The organism is Polaromonas sp. (assembly GCF_029945685.1).
Classification (GTDB): Bacteria; Pseudomonadota; Gammaproteobacteria; order Burkholderiales; family Burkholderiaceae_C; genus Polaromonas.
Genome location: NZ_JAQSDA010000003.1, coordinates 275938 through 294904, shown reverse-complemented (window position 1 = coordinate 294904; position 18967 = coordinate 275938). Strand labels below are relative to the sequence as shown.

General features: G+C 62.6%; 19 protein-coding genes. 6 read left to right on the top strand and 13 right to left on the bottom strand.

What is annotated here, in order from left to right:
• Window positions 1-4: 4 nt before the first annotated feature.
• The 10 genes from PSV26_RS01710 to PSV26_RS01665 form a co-directional block, all read right to left on the bottom strand.
• On the bottom strand, window positions 5-754 hold the full coding sequence (locus tag PSV26_RS01710) for a DUF3025 domain-containing protein (protein WP_300566898.1): 750 nt from the start codon (window positions 752-754) through the stop codon (window positions 5-7).
• Complete coding sequence (locus tag PSV26_RS01705; protein ID WP_300566895.1) at window positions 751-1527, bottom strand: NYN domain-containing protein; 777 nt, start codon at window positions 1525-1527, stop codon at window positions 751-753. Before PSV26_RS01705 ends, PSV26_RS01710 begins: the two co-directional genes overlap by 4 nt.
• Window positions 1527-2594 (bottom strand): dihydroorotase, encoded by a 1068-nt coding sequence (pyrC, locus tag PSV26_RS01700; protein WP_300566892.1) that lies wholly within the window; start codon window positions 2592-2594, stop codon window positions 1527-1529. The genes PSV26_RS01705 and pyrC overlap by 1 nt, the downstream gene beginning before the upstream one ends.
• A 68-nt stretch (window positions 2595-2662) precedes the next feature.
• Complete coding sequence (locus tag PSV26_RS01695; protein WP_300566889.1) at window positions 2663-3079, bottom strand: GreA/GreB family elongation factor; 417 nt, start codon at window positions 3077-3079, stop codon at window positions 2663-2665.
• 287 nt (window positions 3080-3366) lie between these two features.
• Complete coding sequence (locus PSV26_RS01690) at window positions 3367-4104, bottom strand: amino acid ABC transporter ATP-binding protein (RefSeq protein WP_300566886.1); 738 nt, start codon at window positions 4102-4104, stop codon at window positions 3367-3369.
• Window positions 4105-4136: 32 nt separating this feature from the next.
• A complete protein-coding gene (locus tag PSV26_RS01685) occupies window positions 4137-4823 on the bottom strand; it encodes an amino acid ABC transporter permease (RefSeq protein WP_300566883.1) in 687 nt (228 codons plus the stop codon).
• Between the two features lies 1 nt (window position 4824).
• On the bottom strand, window positions 4825-5547 hold the full coding sequence (locus PSV26_RS01680; RefSeq protein ID WP_300566880.1) for an amino acid ABC transporter permease: 723 nt from the start codon (window positions 5545-5547) through the stop codon (window positions 4825-4827).
• Between the two features lie 135 nt (window positions 5548-5682).
• Window positions 5683-6582: an amino acid ABC transporter substrate-binding protein gene (locus tag PSV26_RS01675; RefSeq protein WP_300566877.1), complete on the bottom strand. Its 900-nt coding sequence runs from the start codon at window positions 6580-6582 to the stop codon at window positions 5683-5685.
• 411 nt (window positions 6583-6993) lie between these two features.
• On the bottom strand, window positions 6994-7947 hold the full coding sequence (locus tag PSV26_RS01670) for a LysR family transcriptional regulator (protein WP_300517927.1): 954 nt from the start codon (window positions 7945-7947) through the stop codon (window positions 6994-6996).
• Window positions 7948-8141: 194 nt separating this feature from the next.
• Window positions 8142-9989, bottom strand: a complete 1848-nt coding sequence (locus PSV26_RS01665) for an ABC transporter ATP-binding protein/permease (RefSeq protein WP_300566874.1) — start codon at window positions 9987-9989, stop codon at window positions 8142-8144.
• A gap of 48 nt (window positions 9990-10037) precedes the next feature.
• Here PSV26_RS01665 and PSV26_RS01660 point away from each other — a divergent pair, with 48 nt between their 5' ends.
• Window positions 10038-10475, top strand: coding sequence for an acyl-CoA thioesterase (locus PSV26_RS01660; protein WP_300517921.1), 438 nt, complete (start codon window positions 10038-10040; stop codon window positions 10473-10475).
• 63 nt (window positions 10476-10538) lie between these two features.
• On the opposite strand, the gene PSV26_RS01655 is transcribed toward PSV26_RS01660, so the two are convergent.
• Genes PSV26_RS01655 through PSV26_RS01645 form a run of 3 tightly spaced genes read right to left on the bottom strand, consistent with a single transcriptional unit; the run spans window position 10539 to window position 13116 of the window.
• The gene (locus tag PSV26_RS01655; RefSeq protein ID WP_300566870.1) at window positions 10539-11339 is read right to left on the bottom strand and encodes a crotonase/enoyl-CoA hydratase family protein; all 801 of its coding nucleotides are present in this window, start codon (window positions 11337-11339) and stop codon (window positions 10539-10541) included.
• Window positions 11336-11725 (bottom strand): hypothetical protein, encoded by a 390-nt coding sequence (locus PSV26_RS01650; RefSeq protein ID WP_300517916.1) that lies wholly within the window; start codon window positions 11723-11725, stop codon window positions 11336-11338. The genes PSV26_RS01655 and PSV26_RS01650 overlap by 4 nt, the downstream gene beginning before the upstream one ends.
• A complete protein-coding gene (locus PSV26_RS01645; RefSeq protein ID WP_300566867.1) occupies window positions 11722-13116 on the bottom strand; it encodes an acyclic terpene utilization AtuA family protein in 1395 nt (464 codons plus the stop codon). The genes PSV26_RS01650 and PSV26_RS01645 overlap by 4 nt, the downstream gene beginning before the upstream one ends.
• 122 nt (window positions 13117-13238) lie before the next feature.
• Here PSV26_RS01645 and PSV26_RS01640 point away from each other — a divergent pair, with 122 nt between their 5' ends.
• The 5 genes from PSV26_RS01640 (at window position 13239) to PSV26_RS01620 (ending at window position 18959) form a co-directional block, all read left to right on the top strand.
• A complete protein-coding gene (locus PSV26_RS01640) occupies window positions 13239-14114 on the top strand; it encodes a branched-chain amino acid ABC transporter permease (protein ID WP_300517911.1) in 876 nt (291 codons plus the stop codon).
• A gap of 140 nt (window positions 14115-14254) precedes the next feature.
• Window positions 14255-15331, top strand: a complete 1077-nt coding sequence (locus tag PSV26_RS01635; protein WP_300517908.1) for a branched-chain amino acid ABC transporter permease — start codon at window positions 14255-14257, stop codon at window positions 15329-15331.
• Window positions 15328-16179 (top strand): ABC transporter ATP-binding protein, encoded by an 852-nt coding sequence (locus PSV26_RS01630; protein ID WP_300517905.1) that lies wholly within the window; start codon window positions 15328-15330, stop codon window positions 16177-16179. Before PSV26_RS01635 ends, PSV26_RS01630 begins: the two co-directional genes overlap by 4 nt.
• A complete protein-coding gene (locus PSV26_RS01625; RefSeq protein WP_300566864.1) occupies window positions 16176-16973 on the top strand; it encodes an ABC transporter ATP-binding protein in 798 nt (265 codons plus the stop codon). Before PSV26_RS01630 ends, PSV26_RS01625 begins: the two co-directional genes overlap by 4 nt.
• A 129-nt stretch (window positions 16974-17102) precedes the next feature.
• Window positions 17103-18959: an AMP-binding protein gene (locus PSV26_RS01620; protein ID WP_300566861.1), complete on the top strand. Its 1857-nt coding sequence runs from the start codon at window positions 17103-17105 to the stop codon at window positions 18957-18959.
• The last annotated feature ends 8 nt before the right edge of the window (window positions 18960-18967 follow it).

Genomic DNA, 18967 nt, shown 5'->3' with positions numbered 1-18967 from the left:
TTGTTCACCGGCGCGGGCGGAATACGAAAGAGTCATCATAAAAGGAAAAGTTCTCGTTCTCCGGCCACCAGAGCGGCACACCGAGCACCGGCAAGGGCAGAAAAGGTTTGGCCGCGAGTTTGTCGGCGCTCAGGTCGGCGGCCACCCAGGCGTCCAGATCCGCTATGGAATTCATAGCTGGTTGCGCCCGGTAGACATGGGCTGTGATCGGTTTTCGTGGGTAAACCAGCTTTTCCAGCAGGGCATGGCCAAACAGCACCAGCTGCGCCTGCTGCCAGAGCGGGCGCAACTCGACAAACAGGCGCTGCCAGTCGCGCCCGGCCAGCGCCTCCCACAGCGGCGGCGGCGCCGACAGAAAGGCGGCGTTTTCGTCGAACACCGTCAACGCGTCGCGCACCGGCCCGCGCAGCGGCGCCACCCCGGCCGCGGCGATTTCTGCGGCCTGCAGCTGGTTGAGTTTTTTCTTGGTCAGCGGAAAACGCATCCAGCACAGGCCGTTGAAGAAGTCGTGCAGGTTGTCGCGCGTCGGGACGGTACCGCTTTCAAAAATAAAGTGCTCATAGGCCTGACCGTCGGGCAAGGCCGACTGCGGCACAAAACGCCGCGGAGCGGCGGACTCGCGGTTCAGCGCCTCATGACACGCGGCACCGGCTGCGATGGCTTGGGCCACGCGCTCACCGGGTTCGCGCCAGGGGCACAGCCAGGGGCGCGCCCAGTCCACCGGCCAGGCCCCAGTTGGCGCGTCTGCGTTCATCCGTTCCTGGCGGCCGGACGGGACAACCTCTTGTCGCGCACCATCACCGTGGACTTGCCTTCATCGACGATGTCGAACAGCTGCGAGGCCACCAGCAGCTTGGTCAGCGTGGCATAGCCGTAGTTGCGGTGGTCGAACGAGGCCTGGTTGGCGATCTGCGTGCCGACCGCACCGACACGCGCCCAGCCTTCGTCGTCGGCAGCGGCCTGCACGGCATTGCGCAGCAGCATGACAAGTTTGGCGTCCTGCTTGAGCTGCGCCGGTGTGGCGCGCAGGGGCGCGGTGGCCACCGCCTCGGCGTCTTCCCGGCCGCCCGCGGGCGTATCGGCCGCAGCGATGGGGCGCAGCTTGTCGAGGTAGAGAAAACGCGAGCAGGCGTTGACAAAAGGTTCGGGTGTTTTCTGCGCACCAAAACCATAGACGGCGGCGCCCTTGGCGCGCAGGTGCATGACCAGCGGGGTGAAGTCGGCGTCGGACGAGACGATGCCGAAAGCGTCGGGCCGGTCGGTGTACAGCAGTTCCAGGGCGTCGATCACCATGGCCATGTCGCTGGCGTTTTTGCCCTTGGTGTAGTCGAACTGCTGCATGGGACGGATCGCATGTTCGTGCAGGGCTTCTTCCCAGCCCTTGAGCTCGCTCTTTTTCCAGTTGCCGTAGGCTCGGCGGATATTGGTTTCGCCGAAGGTGGACAACTCATTGAGGATCAGGTCGATCTTGGAGGCCGGCGAATTGTCGGCATCAATCAGCAGCGCAACGCGCGGTTTGCTTTCCATCAGGGACTCCCGCTGCCCACCAGTTTCCAGGCCAGCGCTTCGCCCGAACGCAGCGGCTTGAGTTCGGCCTCGCCAAAGGCAAAACTCTCGGGCGGCGTCCAGCTTTCCTTCTTCAGCGTGATGCTGCCCTGGTTGCGCGGCAGGCCGTAGAAGTCGGCACCGTTGAAGCTGGCGAAGGCTTCGAGCCTGTCCATGGCGCCCACGGCATCAAAGGCTTCGGCATACAGCTCCATGGCCGCGTGGGCGGTGTAGCAGCCGGCGCAGCCGGTGGCGTGCTCCTTCAAATGGGCCGGGTGCGGCGCGCTGTCGGTGCCGAGGAAGAAACGGGGGTTGCCGCCGGTAGCGGCTTCCACCAGCGCCACACGATGGGTTTCGCGTTTGAGCACCGGCAGGCAGTAATAATGCGGACGAATGCCACCGGTGAAAATGGCGTTGCGGTTGTAGAGCAGGTGGTGCGCAGTGAGGGTGGCACCGGTGAAGCGGCCGGCGTCGCGCACATACTGCGCGGCCTCTTTCGTCGTGATGTGCTCGAACACGATTTTCAGTTCCGGAAAATCGCGACGCAAGGGAATCAGCTGGGTGTCGATGAACACCGCCTCGCGGTCGAACAGGTCGATCTCGGGCGAGGTCACCTCACCATGCACCAGCAGCAGCAGGCCTTCGCGCTGCATGGCTTCCAGCGTCCTGTAAGTCTTGCGCAGGTCGGTCACGCCGGCGTCGCTGTTGGTGGTGGCGCCTGCGGGATAAAGCTTGAGCGCAACCACACCGGCGTCCTTCGCGCGCTTGGTTTCGTCGGGCGGCAGGTTATCGGTCAGGTACAGCGTCATCAGCGGCTCGAAGGCCACGCCAGCGGGCACGGCCGCCTGGATACGCTCGCGGTAAGCCATGGCCTGCGCCGCAGTGGTCACCGGCGGGCGCAGGTTGGGCATGATGATGGCGCGGCCGAACTGCGCCGCGGTGTGCGGCACCACGGTGCGCAGGGCATCGCCGTCACGCACATGCAGGTGCCAGTCGTCCGGTCGGGTCAGGGTCAGGGAAGTGGGGGTCGTGGGGGCGGCTGAGGTCATGACCTGAATTGTCTCACCGGCGGCCATGGCCCTGCCACACCCGCCGCCCCGGCACGGCCCTGACACGGCTACAGCAGGTAGTCGCCGCTTTCTTCCGGCTGGAACAGGATGTCCAGGATTTTCCCCGTGGCCGTGCCGCCGTCCGGCGTGGGCCAGCGGGCCGTGCGTCCTTTTTTCAGGCCCAGCAGGCCTGCGCCCACCGGCGACAGCACCGAGACAAATCCGGCCGCCGGATCCGCGTCGTGCGGGTAACACAGGGTCAGCTTGCGCTGTTCACCGGTCTGTCCATCCGCCATCAGGACCTGTGAATACATGGTGACGACGTTGGCGGGCACCCGGTACGAGGAAATCAGTTCGGCGCTGTGGATCAAATCCTCCACCTCCGCCTGCGTTTGCGGGGACGCGCCCGGTCGCTGGAGCAGCTTGCTGATACGGATGTGGTCGAGCTCGGTCAGCAGTCGTGCCGGCTGGCTGGAAAAAAACATGGAAACTCCTGAATCAAACGCCCGGCACAAGGCCGCCGGGCACGCCGCGCTAAAGGCGGGGGGCCCGGTGATCCAGAAATGCGCTAAAAATGGGAGGGAGTTGGATCGCCGGGCTCAGGAATGTGCGACCGGCTGATGCGGCCACTGCACGTCCAGACCCGCCCGCGCACCGGCCGCCGCGGCCACAGGGCCGGGCAACAGGGGCGCGAAGCGCGGGGGGCGGTTCAAAGAGGCAGGCATGTCCATACCGTACACCGGGGGCCAGCCCCGGGTCAAGGCATGACCTTTTAATGCTGCAGGATTTTGTTGAGGAAGTCCCGCGTCCGCTCCTGGCGGTTCTCGGGGTGGCTGAAAAATTCGTCTTTCGAGCAGTCCTCCAGGATCTTGCCGCCCACGTCCATGAAAATCACGCGGCTACCGACCTTGCGGGCAAAACCCATCTCGTGCGTGACCACCATCATGGTCATGCCGTCGGTGGCCAGGCCCATCATGCAGTCGAGCACCTCGCCGACCATTTCGGGATCGAGCGCCGAAGTGGGTTCGTCGAACAGCATGGCAATCGGGTCCATGCTCAACGCGCGGGCAATCGCCACACGCTGCTGCTGGCCGCCCGAAAGCTGGCCGGGAAACTTGTCCTTGTGCGCCATCAGGCCCACACGGTCCAGGTATTTGAGGCCATGCGTTTTGGCGTCGGCCTGATTGCGGCCCAGCACCTTGACCTGGGCGAGCGTCAGGTTTTCGGTCACGCTCAGGTGCGGAAACAGCTCGAAATTCTGGAACACCATGCCGACGCGCGAACGCAGCTTGGGCAGGTCGGTCTTGGGGTCGTGCACGGCCTGGCCGTCGACGTAGATCTCGCCCTTCTGGAAGGGCTCGAGTGCGTTGATGGTCTTGATCAGCGTCGATTTGCCCGAGCCGGACGGGCCGCAGACCACCACCACCTCGCCTTTTTTGATGCTGGTGCTGCAGTTGTTGAGCACCTGCACGGCGCCATACCATTTGGAAACTTCTTTGAGTTCGATCATCTTGTTTCTCCGGGAGCGGGTGCGATGGGTTGTTAGCGAATGATGGCGATCTTGTTTTGCAGCTTCTTGACGACGTACGACAGGCCAAAACAGATCACAAAATAAACCACGGCGGCCAGCAGGTAGGCCTCTTCAGGGCGACCGTAGATCTTGCCCGCCGTCGTCAGACCCTTGAGCAGGTCGTAGGCGCCAATGGCGTACACCAGCGAGGTGTCCTGGAACAGGATGATGGTCTGCGTCAGCAGAATCGGCACCATGTTGCGGAAGGCCTGCGGCAGCACGATCAGGCGCATGTTCTGCGCGTAGGTCATGCCCAGTGCGCGCCCTGCATTGACCTGGCCGCGCGAAATCGACTGGATGCCGGCGCGCATGATCTCGCTGAAATAGGCGGCCTCAAACGCAATGAAGGTGATGATGGCCGAAATTTCCGAGCGGTTGTTGGCGCCGCCGGGAATCATGTCGAAAAAGGCAGCGGGCATCAGCAGGTAAAACCACAGGATCACCATGACCAGCGGCACCGAACGCATGCCGTTGACATAAAACGTCGCGGGATACGTCAGCAGCTTGATGCCGGACAGCCGCATCAGTGCCAGCAAAGTGCCCAGCAGGATGCCGCCTATGGTGGCAATCACTGTCAGCTCCACGCTGAAAATGAAACCCTTGATGACGAACTTGGAAATGATGTCCCAGTTCAGGAAGCTCATGTCGAGACCCAGCATGTCAGTGCCCCCCACCGGTGCTGCCGGCCACGATGTAGCCCGGAATCTGGACTTTTTTCTCGACAAAAGCCATGACGCGATTGACGGCAAACGCCGACACGGCGTACAGCACGGTGACGGCCAGGTAGACCTCCACGCCGCGCGAGGTTTCCTCCTGGGCCTGCATCGCAAACATGGTCAGTTCCGCGATCGACACCGCAAAGGCGACGGAGGAGTTCTTGAGCAGGTTCATCGACTCGCTCGTCAGCGGCGGAATGATGATGCGAAACGCCATGGGCAGGATCACATAACGGTAGGTCTGGGCTGTCGTGAAGCCCATGGCCATGCCGGCATAACGCTGGCCACGCGGCAGTGCCTGGACCCCGGCGCGCACCTGCTCGGCAATCCGTGCCGAGGTGAAAAAGCCCAATGCAAACACGACCAGCAGAAAGCTGGGTACCTGCTGCATGAATGGGAACATCTTGGGAACAACGAAGTACCAGATGAAGATCTGCACCAGCAAAGGCACGTTGCGAAACAGTTCGACCCAGACATTGGCCAGCCGCACCAGCCACGGGCTGTTCGGCAAGGTACGCAGTGTGCCCATCAGGGCGCCGGCCAGCATGGCCACCACCCAGGAACTGCCCGCCACCGCCAGGGTCCAGCCCCAGGCGTCGAACATCCATTGCAAATACGTCCGGCCGCTGCCGTCGTCATTCAGAAAAACCTGCCAATCCCAGTTCATGTTCTCTCCCGCCAGGAATTTTTCAATCAACCCACCTGCAGCCGGCGCTGCATCGCGTTCGCCAGGGCTGCCACCAAACAACAAACCCCGCCAGCAAGATCACAGACGGGGTTTGAGGTTCAGCTCAAGCCAGGATTACTTCTTGGCGTAGTCTTCCATCGGCTTGTCGTTGGGGTTGGCCCAGGCCGCCTTGGTGCTCTCGCTGACAGCCAGGCCGACGCGGCTGTTTTTCGGGGGAATAGGCTGCATGAACCATTTGTCCCAGAGCTTGTTGATTTCGCCGGTCTTGATCAGGTCCTTGATGGTGTCTTCGCCGATTTTCTTCAGGGCGGCATCGTCCTTGCGAACCATGATGGCAATCGGCTCGACGCTCAGGACCTCGCCGACGATCTTGAAATCAGCCGGGTTCTTGGCAGTGGCGATGTTGCCGGCCAGGATGGAACCGTCCATCACGAAGGCATCGGCACGGCCGGATTCGAGCAGCAGGAAGCTGTCGGAATGGTCCTTGCCGAACACTTCCTTGAAGTCGACTCCGCTGGCGCGCTCGTTCTTGCGCAGGGTCTGCACAGAGGTGGTGCCGGTGGTGGTGGCCACGTTTTTTCCATTGAGCTGGGCGATCGAGGTAATGCCGGAGTTGGCCTTCACGGCGATGCGGACTTCCTCAACAAAGGTAGTGGGCAGGAAAGACACGTCTTTCTGGCGCGTGGCATTGTTGGTGGTTGAGCCGCACTCGATGTCTACCGTGCCGTTTTGCACCAGCGGAATGCGGTTCTGCGATGTGACTGGCAGGTATTTGATCTCCAGCTTGCGGCCGACGGCCTTTTCGAGGTTGGCGAGCACGCGCTGGCAGATTTCAACGTGGTAACCGGCGTACTTGCCGTCACCCAGGGTGTAGGACAGGGCGCCCGAAGAGTCGCGAACACCCATGGTCACCACGCCGGAGGCCTTGACTTTGGCGACGGTGTCGCTGGCCTGGGCAAATGCGCCGCTGGATGCAAGCAATGCGATGGTTAAAGCGGCTAGTTTGAGTTTCATGGAGAGTTTCCTTCGGGTTAAATGAAAAGATGGGTAAATGCCATTCTAAGGAGTGGGTACCGGGGCTAACCCCAAGGTTTACCCCAGCCCCGAAAACAGCATCGGGAGGACGGGAGGGTTACAAAAAGCTCTCAACGCACACGTTGCCGGCCACACCGGGAAAGCCTCCAGAAGATTGAACGCCGTCAGCGGATCAAACAAAAGGGCAGTCCCCAGGATAGTGCACAGGTTCGTTCAATAGAACATGGAAGAGCTGGCTAGCAGTCTTTGTGCCACCCCGCGGACCGGCCTTCGCAGGTCTTGCGGGAGATCACGCCAACCGCCTTGGCAGAACGTGACGGACTGTAAATTTACCGCCTGTGAAACGCCAATGCTGTTTGGGGGAAGCATTATGCAGAATATTTATAACCACTAAGGGTTGCCCCCAAGGCGTGGTTTGCCTGCCGTCTTCGGCTGGGCCTGGCTTTCCAGGAATTGCCACAGCGCCTGCGCGGGGTTTTTGGCAGCGGCCTTGCCGGTCGGCCGCTCACGGTAGACGCGCACGTCCATGGTCATTTCCAGTCCCTCGCCGGCACTGACCAGCTTTTTGGCCCGCAACTCCTTCTTGACGGCGCTGAAGGGCAAAAACGCGATGCCGTGGCCTTCCAGCGCCATGGCTTTCAGGCCCTCGGCCATGTCGGTCTCGTAGACCCGGTCGAGGTGGATGGCGGTGCTCGACTGCTTGAGGATCAGGTCCACCATGCGCCCCAGGTAAGCCCCCGGGGCATAACCCAGGTAAGGCAGGGGCTGGCCGGCGCGGCCCGGCAAGCGAAACAGCGGTGAGCCGTCGGCCTCGGCTTTCACGAAAGGCGCCAGCACCTCCTGCCCCAGGCTGATCATCTCGTAACGGTCGGCGTCCAGCTGGAAGGGTTGCGAGTCATGGTAGTAGGCAATCAGCAAATCGCAGCTGCCTTCCACCAGACGCAGCACGGCGTCGTGCACATTGAGCGCAATCAGCCGGCTTTTGATGGGACCGAACTTTTCGCGCAGGCTGCTGACCCAGGCCGGAAAGAAGGTGAAGGCCAGCGAATGGGGCACGGCGAATTCAATGACGTCATGCGCGGCCGAGTTGTGGCCGCGCAGCATGGCACGTGTCGACTGCAGGCCCTGCAGCATCTCCAGCGACTGGCTGTACAGCGTCTCGCCGGCGGGCGTCAGGCGCGTGGGGTAGGAGCTGCGGTCCACCAGGTCGGTGCCGGCCCAGGCTTCCAGCGCCTGGATGCGGCGCGAAAACGCCGGTTGCGTCACGTGGCGCAGCGTGGCCGAGCGGCTGAAGCTGCGCGTTTCAGCGAGACTGACGAAATCTTCCAGCCATTTGGTTTCCATGATTTCGATTATGCGAGTTGGGGACAGGCCAGGGTCTACGGGGAATCCCACGGGGAAGCCATTTTGAAGCCGGCCAGCCGACCGGGGGGCGGCCCGTCACGCCATGGTGTTGGCCAGGCTGCTGCTCTAGCTATCTAAATCATAGCTTCTCGCGCCCGCCTTCATTGGGCTGCAGACCGAAAACATTTCAAGGTTCACTCGGAACTCTGCTGCAGCGCCCACATGGAGGCGTAGCGGCCGCCCAGAGCCAGCAGGGCGGCATGGGTGCCGCGCTCGATGATCTGGCCGGCTTCCATCACCAGGATCTCGTGCGCGTCGACCACGGTGGACAGGCGGTGCGCCACCACCAGCGTGGTTTTGTTCTCGGCAATGCTGCGCAGCTCGGCCTGGATGGCGCGTTCGTTGGCCGAGTCCAGCGCCGAGGTGGCTTCGTCAAAAATCATGATGGGCGGGTTTTTCAGCAGGGTGCGGGCAATCGCCACACGCTGCTTCTCGCCGCCCGAGAGTTTCAGGCCGCGCTCGCCGACCATGGTGGCGTAGCCAGCGGGCGTGGAGCTGATGAAGTCATGGATACGCGCCGCGCGCGCGGCCTCTTCCACCTCGGCGCGGCTGGCGCCGGGTTTGCCGTAGGCGATGTTGTATTCGACCGTGTCGTTGAACAGCACGGTGTCCTGCGGCACGATGCCGATGGCCTGGCGCACACTGGCCTGGGTCAGCTGCTTGATGTCCTGGCCGGCGATGGTGATGCGGCCCCCACCCACCGACGGCCCGCCTGGAATGCCCACGTCGTAGAAACGGAACAGCAGGCGCGCCAGGGTGGACTTGCCGGCACCTGACGATCCGACCACGGCCACCGTCTTGCCCGGCGGTATCACGAAGCTGATGTTGTGCAGGATGGGCCGGGACGCCTCGTAGGCAAAACTGACATTTTCAAAACGCACTTCCGGCGAGGCCTGCAGGGCGAGCGCCGGCGCGCCGGGCTGGTCGGCGATCTCGCGCTCGCGCTCCATCAGGGTAAACATCTTGGACAGGTCGGTCAGGCTTTGCTTGATCTCGCGGTACAGCACGCCCAGAAAGCCCAGCGGAATGTAGAGCTGGATCATGAAGGCATTGACCATGACCAGGTCGCCCAGCGTCATGCGGCCATCAACCACGCCCTGGGTGGCGCGCCACAGCATGGCCACCAGGCCGGTGGCGATGATCAGCTGCTGGCCGGTGTTGAGCAGGCTCAGCGTGGTCTGGCTCTTGACGGCGGCGCGGCGGTAACGCTTGAGGTTTTCGTCGTAACGCTGCGCCTCGAACTCCTCGTTGTTGAAGTACTTGACGGTTTCGTAATTGAGCAGCGAGTCGATCGCGCGGCTGTGCGCCGAGGAGTCCAGCTCGTTCATTTCCTTGCGGAACTTGGTACGCCATTCGGTCACGGTCACGGTGAAGGTGATGTAGAACACCAGCGCAATGATGGTGATGCCGGCAAACCAGACGTCGAACTTGACCGCCAGCAGCGTCAGCACCAGCGTGACTTCGATCAGTGTCGGGATGATGCTGTAGAGCGAATAGGAAATCAGCGAATGCACGCCACGCGTGCCGCGCTCGATGTCGCGCGTCATGCCGCCGGTCTGGCGCTCGAGGTGAAAACGCAGGCTCAGCGCATGCAGGTGGCGAAACACTTCCAGCGAAATCCGGCGCGCTGCGCCCTCGGTGGCCTTGGCAAACACCAGCTCGCGCAGCTCGGTGAACAGCGAGGTCGACAGCCTGAGCAGCCCGTAACCCACCAGCAGCGCGACCGGCACGATCAGCACGGCCTCCACCGCGCCGGGCTTGAAACTCATGGCGTCGACCAGGTTTTTCAGCAACAGCGGCACGCCGACGTTGGCGAGTTTGGCGCCCACCATGAAGGCCAGCGCAGCCATCACGCGCCACTTGTAGTCCCAGAGGTAGGGAAACAGGCGCCGCAGGGTCGCCCAGTCAGAGCGGTTCAGTTCAGGTTTGGGAGCTGCGCCCGGGGCGGGCGGCGTTTCGGTGGCGGGGGCATAGGAGCGCATCGGAGACAATTGTCCTGTTGTTTGACTTTTCCACTACCGATTGTGCCTATGTCCATCGAATCCAGCCTTCCCAATGCCCCCTTGAGCGTCAAGTTGCCCCTGGACAAGGAACTGGTGCTCAAGGTGATCCCGATGCCGGCGGACTGCAACGCCAACGGCGACATCTTTGGCGGCTGGGTCATGGCCCAGGTCGACCTGGCCGGCTCGGTGATCCCGGCGCGGTACGCCGGCGGCCGTATGGCCACCGTCGCGGTCAACGAGTTCATCTTCAAGCAGCCGGTGCGTGTTGGCGACATCCTGTCCTTTTATTCGGAGCTCACGCGCATAGGCCGCACCTCGATGACGGTCAAGGTCGAGGTGTATGCCGAGCGTTTTGGCTCGCAGGGCAGCTACATCAAGGTGACCGAGGCCAGCGTGACCTATGTGGCGATCGACGACCAGGGCCAGCCGCGTCCGGTGCCGCCGTCGTCGCTGCCGCGGCCCTAGAATTGCTACACTTTTTATAGCTATTCACGCCCTGGGGACAAGGGCTGGAGGCAAATCTGATACTCAAAACCTGCCGTGCCGGCCCTGGCCATCGGCAAACCGGGCCGCGCCCTGCAGACCTTCGCCGATACACAGGCTGCCGCGCGCCCACTCCTGCTTGAGCGCCTGGGGCAGGGGCAGGTCCCACTGCGTATAGGCACTCTGGCGATCAGCCAGCATGGTTTTCTGCGGAAAGGCCGCGAGTTGCCGCGCCAGCACCAAGGCCGCCTCGCGAACCGTTCCTCTGGGCACGACCCGGTTGCACAGGCCCATTTGCAGCGCTTCAGCGGCCTCGACCTTGCGCCCGGTCAGAATCAGGTCCATGGCATGGCCCATGCCGACCAGACGAGGCAGGCGCACCGTGCCGCCGTCGATCAGCGGCACGCCGAAGCGGCGGCAATAGACGCCGAAATAGGCGTCGTCCTCCATCACCCGCATGTCGCACCACAAGGCGAGCTCCATGCCGCCGGCCACAGCCGCGCCGCTGACGGCGGCAATCACCGGCTTGGACAGCAGCAGTCGCGACGGGCCCATCGGGCCCAAGGGGTGCACGTCTTCCGGCTGAAAGTCCAGATCGGCAAACACACCCGATTCGCCACCCCGGGCTTCGCGCATCATCTTTGCGCCGAACTGCAAATCCCAGCCGGCGCAAAAATGCCCATGCGCGCCATGAAACACCGCGACTTTCGCGCTGTCGTCGGCATCAAAAGCCAGAAAAGCGTCGTACAGCGCACGCGCATGGTCGCTGTCCACCGCGTTTCGCACGTCAGGCCGGTCCATCGTGATGACCGTGATCTCGCCGTCTTTTTCGACATGTATCGTCATTTTTGGTCTCCCCACCAGCCGACACGCGGCGCCGCCAGGCAGGCGGCGAGTTCGTCGGCGGTCACGTTGATGTCCATGCGCAGCAGCGCCGCCGCCATGGACTTTCCCAGGTTGTCCAGGCGCAGGTTGCGCGCACCGCCGCCCTGCAACGCGTCGTGCAGCACCAGCTTGATTGCCAGGATATTCGGTAAATACCAGCACTCGACTTTGCCCGGCAGCCAGGGGGCAAAGTGGGCCTGCACCCGCTGCGCCGTGACCTCGCGCGCCAGCACGGCGTAACCCGATTCATTCCAGGCAAACAGGCCGAAGTCCACCCAGTCGGCCTTGTCGCCGCTGCGTGCATGAGCCAGCCGGACGAGCTGCATTTTTTGAGTGGGCGTTGTCATGTCTGCCGCAGCTCCACACGGGTGTTCGGCTCGACCAGGCTGCGGTCGATCAGGGTCGGCCAGATGCCCAGCAGCTCGCTGGTGTTGTGCAGGCCGTGAAAGCCGCAGGTGTAGGCCGGCCCGCTCAAACCCATCCAGGGGAACAGCCGGCCAAAACCGTCGGCAGCTTTTTTGTCGCGTGTGCGCAGCACCATGCGCACCCAGACTTCGTTGAGCTCGGCCAGCGCCTGAGCACCGGGCAGGGACGCCAGCGCGCCGTGCGCCGAATTCAAGCCCGGGAACTCGACAAACAGGGCCTCGTGCGGCACGCCCTTGTCGGCGAGCTGGGCCTTCACCATCTCCACCGCCGCCAGCGCCTTGTCATAAGCGTCCGGCCAACTGAACCCCCAGGTCACCTCGGCCTTGAAGCCGTCCCGGTAGCCACCGACCACCTTGAGCTGGTCGGTTCGTGGATGGCCCGTGGCGCCCGTCAAACGCACGCGGTCCTGACCCAGGTCCTCAAGATGGATGGTGGACATGTCCAGCACCACATCGGGCGAGACATAGGCATGCGGGTTGTGCACTTCGTAGAGCAATTGCTGGCGCACCGTGTCGAAATTGATGCGCCCGCCGGTGCCCGGCGCCTTGGTGATCACCGCCTCGCCGTCCTCACGGACCTCGGCAATCGGGTAACCGATGTGGGCGAGGTCGGGGATGGCTTTCCAGGCCTGGGCGCTGCCGAAGTTGCCGCCACTGCCCTGGCCTGAGCATTCAAGCAGATGCCCGACCGCAAGGCCTTGCGCCAGACGGTTCAGGTCGGCCGGTGTCGCTGCATCTTCTGCGTCGCCGAGGTTCCAGTTGAACTCGTGCACCAGCGGCCCCAGAAACAGGGCGGCATCGGCGACCCGGCCGGTGATCACGATGTCCGCACCTTGCTGCAGCGCAGAAACAATCGGCCGCGCACCGAGGTAGGCATTGGCAAACACCATGCGCTCACGCACGGCTTCAAACGGGGCGCCGCTGAACATGTGCGCCGGCGCCAGCCCGCTGACCTGTTGCAACACCTCGTCACCTGTCACAACGGCGACGCGTGCGGTCCACCCTTTTGCCGAAAAAGCCTCGCGGACGGCGGCCGCGGCACCGGCCGGATTGAGCCCGCCGGCGTTGCAGATGAAGCGCACTTTTCGCTGCGCCATCGCAGGCCACAAACACAGAAGCATGGGCACCACGTCCCTAGCGTAGCCGAGGGAAACATCACGTTGCAGATCCTTCTGCAGGATGGCCAGTGTGAGCTCCGCGAGGTGGTCGCTGGCGATGTACTGAACCCCTCCACGCTCGATGCTTGCGAGCACCGGTTCCCATGCGTCTCCGTAGAAACCCAACCCGGCACCAATCCGGATTGATTTTTTCATTGAATGCAGCTCATGATCACTCCCGTCAGATTCGAGTCAGAAAAAAGCAATGGGTTCCGCCGGCAGCCTGTTGCTTTATTTTTACCAAGCGCCTGCTTTGTAAAATTTATTGTGGAGTAAAAGTGCAGTTATTGCAATTGATCATCAGCGGCATCGCGCAAGGCTGCATCTACGGGCTCATTGCCCTGGGTTTTGTCCTGATTTACAAGGCCACCGAAACCGTGAGCTTCGCCCAGGGTGAGCTCATGATGCTGGGCGCGTTTGGCGGCCTGGCCTGCATGACCATGCTGGGTTTTCCGTTCTGGCTGGCCATCCTCAGCTCGATTGCCGGCATGGCCCTGTTCGGCGTGCTGCTTGAACGGCTGGTGATACGGCCCATCCTGGGCCAGCCGGCGTTTTCCATCGTGATGCTGACCATAGGGGTCGGCTACGTGGCACGCGGGCTGATCACCATGATTCCCGGCATAGGCACGGAAACCCACACCCTGCCTGTGCCCTACAAGGACATGATCTGGAACGTGGGCGCCCTGGTCCTCAATGTCGAGCAGATGGCCGTGATCGGCAGCACGGCGGTACTCTGCCTGGCACTGTTCGCACTCTTCAAATACAGCAAGCTGGGCATCGCCATGCAGGCTTCCTCGCAGAACCAGCTCGCCGCGTACTACATGGGCATTCCGGTCAAGCGGCTCAACGGGCTGGTGTGGGGGCTGGCCGCAGCCGTGGCAGCCGTCGCGGGCCTGCTGCTGGCCCCCATCACCTTTGTGCACGCCAACATGGGCTTTATCGGCTTGAAGGCATTTCCGGCGGCAGTGGTCGGCGGCTTCGGCAGCCTGCCCGGCGCGATTGTGGGCGGCCTGATCATCGGCATCGTCGAATCTCTGGCCGGCTTCTACGCGCCCGACGGGATCAAGGACATCGCCGCCTACGTGGTGGTGCTGATCATGCTCATGGTCAAGCCCAACGGACTGTTCGGCGAAAAACTAAGAAAGAAGGTATGACCCCCACGCTTTTCACTTCGTGTAATACGCTGCCCCCCGGGGGGGCCGCTGCGCCTGCGGCCCGGCAAAGCCGGTTCCGCGGTCCCTGCTTGAAGTTGGGGATCTCACGCCCGTTGTCATTGCAATCAGAAAAATAACTCATGCGCTTTATCTTCAAGACCGACTACGGGCAGGACATCAATCTTGCCAAGCACGGCGGCCATATCTTCTGGTACAGCGCGCTGGTGCTGCTGCTGGTCGCGGCGCCCTGGATTTTTGCGGAGTACTGGCTGGCCCAGCTCACCTTCATCCTGATCTATTCGATCGCCGGCCTCGGGCTGATGCTGCTGGCGGGATTTACCGGACTGTTTTCGCTGGGCCATGCGGCGTTTCTCGGCGTGGGCGCCTACACCCAGGCGGTCATGACCAACGCCGGCGTGCCCTTTCCCATCGCGCTGGCCTGCGCGGCCGGCCTCTCGGCCGCGGTGGGCCTGATCGTCGGCCTGCCGGCGCTGCGCGTGAAGGGCATCTACCTGGGCATTGCCACACTGTCCTTCGGTTTCATTGTCGAGGAAGTGTTTGCCCGCTGGGAGTCGGTCACTGGCGGCAATGCCGGCATCCACATCAAGGCACCGGACATGTTCGGCTGGAAACTGGGCAGCGGTGAAGCCTTTTATTTCCTCTGCCTGGTGATTGCCATTGGCGCCACGCTGGGCATCCTCAACCTGCTGCGTTCGCCCACCGGCCGCGCCTTTGTGGCCATCCGCGACTCGGAAATCTCCGCGCAAAGCATGGGCATTCACCTGGCGCGGTACAAGACGCTGTCGTTTGCGCTGTCCGCCGGCCTCGCCGGCATCGCCGGCGCCCTGTACGCGCACAAGCTGCAATTCATTTCGCCTGACCAGTTCAACATCCTGCAGTCGATCGACCTGCTCCTGATGATTGTGGTCGGCGGCCTGGGCTCGGTGCATGGCGCATTCCTGGGCGCCATCTTCCTGATCTCCATGCCCCAGGCCATCGCACTGGTCAAGGACTACCTGCCGGCTTTCATTGGTCAGGCACCTGGCCTGCAGGGGCTGGTGTACGGCCTGGTGTTGATTGGTTTTGTGCTGTTTGAGCCCCTGGGTCTGTACGGGCGCTGGCTGAAAGTCCGCACCTATCTGCAGACCTTCCCCTTCTACCGCAAGGGCATGTTCAAGCGCCAGAAATCCTTCCAGAAATCGGACCGTCTGAAATGAGCCAGATACAACAACCCGCCGGTCAGCCGCTGCTGTCGGCACGCAACCTGAGCGTCCGTTTCGGCGGCGTGCTTGCCGTCAACAATGTCAGTTTCGATGTGAAGCAGGGAGAAGTCTTCACCCTGATCGGCCCCAACGGCGCTGGCAAGACCACCGTGTTCAACCTGATCAGCCGCATCTACACACCCACCTCGGGCGACATTGATTACCTGGGCGCCAGGCTGACTGAGCAGCCCCCACACAAAATCGCCGCGCTGGGCATCGCCCGCACCTTCCAGAACATCGAGCTGTTCGAGCATGCGACGGTGTTGCACAACCTGCTGATTGGCCGGCACACACACCGCAAGACGGGTTTATGGAGCGAGATTTTCTTCACCCGGAAAACTCGTGAGGCGGAAATCCAGGCACGCGAAAAAGCCGAGCAGATCATCGACCTGCTGGACCTGCAGCATCATCGCGATTCCTACGTGGCCGGCCTGCCTTACGGCGTGCGCAAGGTGGTGGAGCTGGCGCGCGCGCTGTGCACCGAACCCAGGCTGCTGCTGCTGGACGAACCTTCATCCGGCCTCAACGTGGAGGAAACTGACGACATGGCTTTCTGGATTCAGGACATCAAGAACGAACTGGGCATCACTGTCTTGATGGTCGAACACGACATGACGCTGGTCTCCAAGGTATCCGACCGCGTGCTGGCCATGAACCAGGGCGAGGTACTGGCCATGGGTACCCCGCGTGAAGTCCAGACCGATCCTGGTGTGATCGAGGCCTACCTCGGCTCCATCGACGATGTGTCCTCGCTGCGCCGGCAACACAAGGCTGTCGATTTGCATAGTGAGGTCCGCTCATGAGCGCCACACCTCCTCCTGTGAGCGACCAGCCCGTGCTCAAGCTTCTCAACGTCGAGAGTTCTTACGGCCCGATCAAGGCCATACGCGGTGTCAGCCTGCAGGTGCGGCGCGGCGAGATCGCCACCGTGCTGGGCTCGAACGGCGCCGGTAAAACCACCATCCTGAAAACCATCTCCGGCATCATCGATCCGCGCAAGGGTTCCATCGAGTTCAAGGGCGGCAACATCACGGCCCAGGACCCGGCCTACATCGTGCAGCAGGGTCTGAGCCATGTGCCCGAGGGCCGCGAGGTGTTTCCGCTGCTCAGCGTGCGCGACAACCTGTTGATGGGCGCCTATACCCGCAAAGACCGCGACGGCGCCGCCAGAGACATCGAGGCGGTGTACGGCTACTTTCCCATCCTGCGTGAACGTGCACTGCAGGACGCCGGCCTGCTGTCGGGTGGCCAGCAGCAGATGTTGTCGATCTCGCGCGCGCTGATGGCCTCGCCCGACCTGATCCTGCTGGACGAGCCCAGCCTGGGCCTGTCCCCCAAACTGACCAAGGAAATCTTCGAGATCGTGGTGCGCATCAACCGCGAACGCGGCACCACCATTTTGCTGGTCGAGCAGAACGCCAACATGGCCCTGAACGCCTCCGACTACGGCTACGTGCTGGAAAACGGGCGCATCGTGATGGAAGACACCTGTGCCCGCCTGCGGGAAAAGGAAGACATCAAGGAGTTCTACCTGGGCATGAAGGAAGACGGCGTGCGCAGCGAACGCCGCTGGAAGAAGAAAAAAACATGGCGCTAACAGGACGCCCCCCGAAGCGGCCTGCGGCCGCCGCCCCCCACTGGGGGACGCCGCTAGCGACCCGGCAAAGCCGGTTCCGCGGCGGCCTGGTACTAATTGGACCGGCAGTCTGCGGTCGTGGAGCTTTGAATGAGTAACCTTTGGGATCTTTCACATATTCAGCCCGAAACCCGCGTGGTACTCGACGGCGACACCATTTCGGAACTGTTCTGGAACGGTGTGTCGCAGCGCCAGGACCAGGTCTGGATGCGGCAGAAAAAGCTTGGCATCTGGCGCAGCTGGTCCTGGAACCAGACCGGCGAAGCCGTGCGCGAAATCGCCGGCGGCCTGATCAGCCTGGGTTTTACGCCAGGGCAATGCGCCTCCATCCTCTCGAACACGGTGATCGAGTGGGTGCTGGCCGACCTCGCCGTGCTCAGCTGCGGCGGTGTGGCCAACGGCATTTACCCGACGGACGCTGCTTCCCAGGTGCATTACCTGTGCGAAGACTCGCGCACGACCATCCTGTTTGTTGAAGACGACGAACAGCTCGACAAGGCCCTCGAGGTGCGCAGCGCCCTGCCCGGCCTGCGCAAGATCGTGGTGTTTGACATGGAAGGCCTGCGCGACCTTGACGAGGCGGATGTCATCAGCCTGGCAGGTCTGCGTGAGCTGGGGCGCGACTACCTCGCTGCCCATCCGCACGCGGTCGAGGAACGTGTCAGGGCCAGCCGGCCCGAAGACCTGGCCATTCTGGTCTACACCTCGGGCACCACCGGCAAGCCCAAAGGCGCCATGCACAGCCACCGGGGCCTGGTGTTCACCGCGCGTGGTTACAACACCCTCGTGGCGCAGGATGAAAACGACGAGCGCATGTGTTTCCTGCCCCTGTGCCACATTGCCGAACGCATGGGCGGGGAATATTTCGCCATGTACACCGGCGCCAAGCTCAACTTTGTCGAAAACCCCGAAACCATTCCGGAAAACGTGCGCGAGATCGCGCCCACCGTGTTCACTGCGGTGCCGCGCGTGTGGGAAAAGTTCTACTCGGGCGTGATGATCGCACTCAAGGAAGCCAGCCGCCTGCAGCAGGCCGCTTACGCCTGGGGCATCGGCGTGGGCACTGAAATCGCCGAGCTGGTCATGGCGGGTCGGCCGGTCAGCAGCTGGCTCAAGCTGAAGTTCACGATCGCCCGGTGGATCGCGCTGGACAACGCGCGCAAGCTCATAGGGATCCACCGCGCGCGCTTTTGCGTGACCGGCGCCGCGCCCATCTCGCCGGAACTGGTCAAGTGGTACATGGCGCTGGGCGTGCCGATGCTGGAAGTCTGGGGCATGACCGAGACCTGCGGCGCCTCGACCGGTGTACCTGCCAGCCGCATCAAACCGGGCTCCATCGGCCCGGCGGCCGGTTTCAACGAAGTCAGGCTGGACCCGACAACGGGTGAAATCCTGGTGCGCGGCACCAATGTCTTCATGGGCTACCTGAACCTGCCGGAGAAAACCGCCGAGACGATCGACGCCGACGGCTGGCTGCACACCGGTGACGTCGGCCTGGTGGACGAGGAAGGTTTTTACCGCATCACCGACCGCATGAAGGACATCATCATCACGGCCGGCGGCAAGAACGTGACTCCCAGCGAATTGGAAAACGAGTTGAAGTTTTCGCCCTACATCACCGACGCCGTGGTGATTGGCGACAAGCGCCCTTACCTCACCGCCATCATCATGATCGACCAGGAAAACGTCGAAAAGTATGCACAGGATCACGACGTTCCCTTCAGCAACTACCAGAGCCTGACCCGCTCGGCCGAGGTGCAGGAGCTGATCCAGGCTGAGCTGGACCGGGTCAACAAGAAGTTCGCGCGGGTCGAGCAGATCAAGAAGTTTTTCCTGCTTGAAACGCAACTCAGCGCCGAGGATGAAGAACTGACGCCGACCATGAAGCTCAAGCGCAAGCTGGTCGAAAAGAAATACGCCGACACGATCGAAGCGATGTACCGCTAGACCGAACC